Origin of the sequence: Streptomyces boluensis (genome assembly GCF_009908195.1) — a bacterium.
Taxonomy (GTDB): Bacteria; Actinomycetota; Actinomycetes; order Streptomycetales; family Streptomycetaceae; genus Streptomyces; species Streptomyces boluensis.
This window is the reverse complement of the sequence record NZ_JAAAHS010000515.1, coordinates 1-4501: the sequence shown is the minus strand read 5'-3', so window position 1 is coordinate 4501 and position 4501 is coordinate 1. Positions and strand designations below refer to the sequence as shown.

Annotated in this window: 4 protein-coding genes; 2 read left to right on the top strand and 2 right to left on the bottom strand. The window is 75.1% G+C overall.

Features of this window, described 5'->3' with window-relative positions:
• Positions 1-106 precede the first annotated feature (106 nt).
• The gene (locus tag GUY60_RS34960; protein ID WP_161705314.1) at positions 107-1105 is read right to left on the bottom strand and encodes an NAD-dependent epimerase/dehydratase family protein; all 999 of its coding nucleotides are present in this window, start codon (positions 1103-1105) and stop codon (positions 107-109) included.
• A gap of 222 nt (positions 1106-1327) precedes the next feature.
• Here GUY60_RS34960 and GUY60_RS34955 point away from each other — a divergent pair, with 222 nt between their 5' ends.
• Complete coding sequence (locus tag GUY60_RS34955; RefSeq protein ID WP_161705312.1) at positions 1328-2110, top strand: hypothetical protein; 783 nt, start codon at positions 1328-1330, stop codon at positions 2108-2110.
• Between the two features lie 103 nt (positions 2111-2213).
• Entirely contained in the window at positions 2214-3710 is a 1497-nt protein-coding gene (locus tag GUY60_RS34950; RefSeq protein ID WP_161705310.1) for a PepSY-associated TM helix domain-containing protein, read from the top strand.
• A gap of 108 nt (positions 3711-3818) precedes the next feature.
• Here the strand turns inward: GUY60_RS34950 and GUY60_RS34945 are convergent.
• Positions 3819-4501, bottom strand: a 683-nt coding sequence (locus GUY60_RS34945; RefSeq protein ID WP_161705308.1) for a winged helix-turn-helix domain-containing protein, incomplete at its 5' end; no start/stop codon positions are given.

Sequence of the window (4501 nt, the reverse complement as noted above, 5' to 3'; positions counted from 1 at the left end):
GTGGTGGACGGGGGCACGGGTGGCCGGCGAGGCGGAGGGGGAGGCCCGGCCTCGCCCCGGCCTCACTCCGGCCTCAAGACGCCCTCACTCCGGCCTCAAGACGTCCTCACTCCGTCGTCGTGCCGAGCACCTTCCTCTCCGCCTCCGGGTCAAGGCCGAGCGCGGGCCGGTCGGGGCGCTGTGGCGCGACCCCGCCGAGCGAGCGCAGCCACGCCCAGGTGTCCCGCACGGTCTGCTCCGCAGGGCGGCAACGCAAGCCCGCGGCCAGCGCCTTCGACACGTCCGCCGAGTGCAGCGCCGCGTGCAGCTCGCTGTCCGGCGGCACCCAGATCGGCAGCTGGGTCCACGGCTCGATGCCCGCCGCGGCTATCTCCTCGGGCGCGGTCCAGCGCAGCTCGGCCTCGCTGCCGGTGGCCCGTACACAGGCGTCGAGCAGCTCCCCGGTCGTCGTGTGGCCGGGCGGGCCGACGAGGTTGTAGGGACCGCTCAGTCCGGCCGCCGCCGCGTCCAGGATCCACTCGGCGAGATCACGTACGTCGATGAACTGGAGCGGCAGCTCGCGCGGGCCGGGGGCGAGCACGGGACCGCCGCGCGCGATCCGGCCGAGCCACCACGGCAGCCGCCCCACGTTCTCGTACGGCCCGATGATGAGTCCTGCTCGGGCGAACAGGGAGCACTCCGGGCCGAAGGACTCGAGGACGGCCAGCTCGCCGCCGCGCTTGTCCCGCGCGTACTCCGTCCGGTCCGCGTCCGCTGCGCCCTCGGTGAGCTTCGCCCCCTCGTCGTACCCGGCGGGTGGCGGCCAGGCATACACCGAGCAACTGGACACGTAGACATACGCACCCGCCCGTCCGGCGAGCAGCCGTGCGCTGTCCCGCACGACACTCGGCGCCGCCGACCAGGTGTCCACCACCACGTCCCACTCGCCGTCGGCGAGGGCGGCGAGGCCGTCGGGTGCGGTGCGGTCACCGTGCAGGGCGCGCACACCGGGCGGCGGGGCGTGCCGGCCGCGGTGCAGCAGCGTCACGTCCCAGTCTCGGGCGAGGGCGGTCTCGGCCACGGCACGGCCTGCGAACTCGGTGCCGCCGAGGATCAGAAGTCTCATGCCTCGACTCTGCACGCCGAGCCGCCCCGGCGGAATGCCCTTCTGCTACCAGGAGATCCGGGAACCTGACGGCGCCCGGCACATCACGCGCGGACCGCGGAACGCCCGCCGTCCGGGCCGAACGGGCAGGCCGGTCAGGCCGGGCCACGGTGTCGCCTCAGGGAACGGCCCCGGTGGAGGCGCCGTGTCCGTGCCGACTCCGGCGTGGCACGATGTGCGGCCATGACGGACGTCCGGTCGCCGCTGCGCGCCTTCCGGGCCGCGCTTTTCGCGGCCGTGGGCGTCCCGCTCGCGGCGGTGGGGCATTCGTCCATGTCCGGGCGCGATCTCCCGTTCGGCGCGCTCTTGTTGGCATTCGCCGTCACGGCCGTCGTCGCCTGGTGCGTCGGCCACCGCCGCCGCGGCGTCCCGTCCCTCGCGACCGGGCTGCTCGGCATGCAGGCGGCGCTGCACCTGGCCTTCTCCGGCGCCCAGGCCCACGCGGGCCCGCCGCGTGGCCCGACGGGAACGGCCGGTGGGCCGATGCGTACCGGCGACCCCATGGGGCCCGGCAGTTCGATGGCCGCCGGTGGTCCGACGGGCGCCGACGCCGCGATGGGCCACGGCGGCCCCACGGCCTACGGGAACGTGACCTCGTACGGAGACGCGGCCTACGGAGGCGGTGCGGAGCACGGCGCCGCGCTGGCCGGACACGGCGCGTCCATGGGGCACAACTCCCTGGGCATGCTGGCCGTCCACCTGCTCGCGGCCCTCGTCTGCGCCCTGTGGCTGGCGCGCGGCGAGGCGGCGTTCCTGCAACTCCTCGCCGCCGTCGACTCCCTGGCCTTCGCCCCGCTGCGGCTGCTGCTCGCGGTGGTACGCCCACCCGCGCGGTGCCCGGCCGCACGGCGCCCCCGGCCTCGGCCCACGGCCCGGCCGCGTACCGCCGTGCTCGCGTACACCGTCTCCCGGCGTGGACCGCCCCGCGCGTACGTCCCCTTCCGCCACGCGCCCATGGCGCCCTGAGCCGCGCTCCGCCCGAGCCGCTCCGACCCGGCCACTGCCCGGTCCCTTCGGCGACGCCATGGGTGTGTTTTCCCCTGCCGTCGTACGCGATCCGAAGGACGTCATGGCACTTGACGACCGGCCTCAGCCGGACCTGCCCGAAACCGCCCCGCCCACAGCCCTGCCGACCGCCCGCAGCGAGTCCGTCGTGGCCCCCACGGAGGACCCTGCCGCGCGGCGCACCGGACCCTGGTCCGCCCTGCGCCCGCTGCTGTTGCGGCTGCACTTCTACGCCGGGGTGCTGATCGCCCCGTTCCTCCTCGTCGCCGCCGTGAGCGGACTCCTGTACTCGCTCTCCTTCCAGGCGGAGAAACTCGTGTACGCGCACGAGTTGGAGATTCCCGTGGGCGACACCGTGCGGCCGCTGAGCGACCAGGTGGCCGCCGCCCGTGCCGCGCACCCGGAGGGCACCGTCACCGCCGTGTGGCCCGCGCCCGCCGAAAACGGCACCACGCGCGTGCTGCTTTCCACGCCCGGCCTGCCCGACGACCGTTCGCTCGCGGTCTTCGTGAACCCCTACGACGCCGAAGTCCGCGGTGAACTCACCAGTTACGGAAGCTCGGGCGCCCTGCCCCTGCGCACCTGGCTGTCCGAGCTGCACCGCCATCTGCACCTCGGCGAGTTCGGCCGCAACTACAGCGAACTGGCGGCCAGTTGGCTGTGGCTGGTCGCCCTCGGCGGAGTCGCCCTCTGGTTCGGGCGCCGCCGGGCCCGCCGCCGGGACCTCCTCGTACCCGCGAAGGGCCAGCCCAAGGGGCGCGCCCGCACCCTGTCCTGGCACGGCACCGTCGGCCTGTGGGCGGCCCTCGGCCTGGTCGCCCTCTCCGCCACCGGCCTCACCTGGTCCAAGCACACCGGCGCCAACATCGACGCCCTCAAGGCCCAACTCGGGGGCGCCACCCCGGTCGTCGACGCCACCCTCGCCGGCGGCGGGTCCGCCGACGGCGGCCACGAGGGCCACGGCTCCGGGCACGGCCACGGAACGGCCCACGGCGGCGCGGACATCGGCCTCGACCGGGCCCTGGAGATCGCCCGCGGTCAGGGCGTCGACACGCAGGTCTCGGTGATCCTGCCGGTCGACGGGCAGGGCTATGTCGTCAAGGAGACGGACGCCCAGTTCCCGGTCCACCTGGACTCGGTCGCCGTCGACCCGGCCGACGGGCGGGTCATGGACACCGTGGCCTTCGCCGACTACCCGCTGCTCGCCAAGCTCACCCGCTTCGGCATCGACGCGCACATGGGTGTGTTCCTGGGCCTGCCCAACCAGTTGGCGCTCGCGGGCCTGATGCTCGGGACCGTCCTGCTGATCGTGTGGGGCTACCGGATGTGGTGGCTGCGGCGGCCCACCAAGGGCCACGCGGCGCGCTTCGGCCGCCCGATGCCACGCGGCGCCTGGCGCAAGGTGCCGCCGCCGGTGCTCGTGGCGCTGCTCGCCGGGACGGCTGTGATCGGCTGGTTCGTCCCGCTGTTCGGCCTCAGCCTGCTCGGCTTCCTCGTGGTCGACGCCGTACTGGGCCGGGCCGTACGGGCCCGCGCGGGTACGCGGGCCGCGCAGGGCTGACCCGGCTCCTCAAAGGGGCCTACCGAGGGCGGGGCCGCATCCACGCGCGTACGCGTAGAGCCTGCGTACGCGCGGTGGGCGCGGCCCCGTCCGCCCACTCGGGGAACCTCAACGAGTGGTCGGCGGCGCGTACTTGTAGCCGACCCGCCGCACCGTCTGGATGGCCTGTCGGTGGTCGGCGCCCAGCTTGCGGCGCAGCCGGGCGACGTGCACGTCGACGGTCCGGCCGTCGCCCACGTGCCCGTACCCCCACACCGTGGTCACCAACTGGTCGCGGGTGTGCACCCGGTGCGGGTGCGCGACGAGGTGGGCGAGCAGCTCGAACTCCAGGTAGGTGAGGTCGAGTCGGTGCCCGTCGACCTGCGCGGTGCGCTGCACGGGGTCGATGTGTACCAGCTCGTCGGCACTGGAGTGCGAGGCCTCGGTCCGTACGGCGTCCGGGACCGTCGGCGCGTGGGCGACCTGCGCGGCACGGGGCGCCTGCGGATGCGCGGCGGGCGCCGCGGACGCGAACCCCGGGCGCTGACCCGGGTGTTGACCGGGCTGCGGAGTCGGCTGCGGAAGCGGCTGCTGGCCCGCCTGAGGGCCCGGCCGGCGGCCCGGCAGCTGGTCGGCGGGGACCAGGACCAGGTAGCCGATCATCGGCGGGTGTCCGGGCAGCGTGGGCACGGTGTGCTGCGGCGCCGGGAGCCAGGTGGCGCCCGGCGGCAGGAACTCCGCCACGTCGACCATCTCGTCGCGGCCGATGGCGCGCAGGTGGTGTCGCTTGAGGGGGGCGGCGGGGGAGGAGG

Bases quoted from the DNA above. Each gene is read 5' to 3' on its own strand.
- GUY60_RS34960 (WP_161705314.1), bottom strand. From the start codon at position 1,105: ATGAGACTTCTGATCCTCGGCGGCACCGAGTTCGCAGGCCGTGCCGTG.
- GUY60_RS34955 (WP_161705312.1), top strand. From the start codon at position 1,328: ATGACGGACGTCCGGTCGCCGCTGCGCGCCTTCCGGGCCGCGCTTTTC.
- GUY60_RS34950 (WP_161705310.1), top strand. From the start codon at position 2,214: ATGGCACTTGACGACCGGCCTCAGCCGGACCTGCCCGAAACCGCCCCG.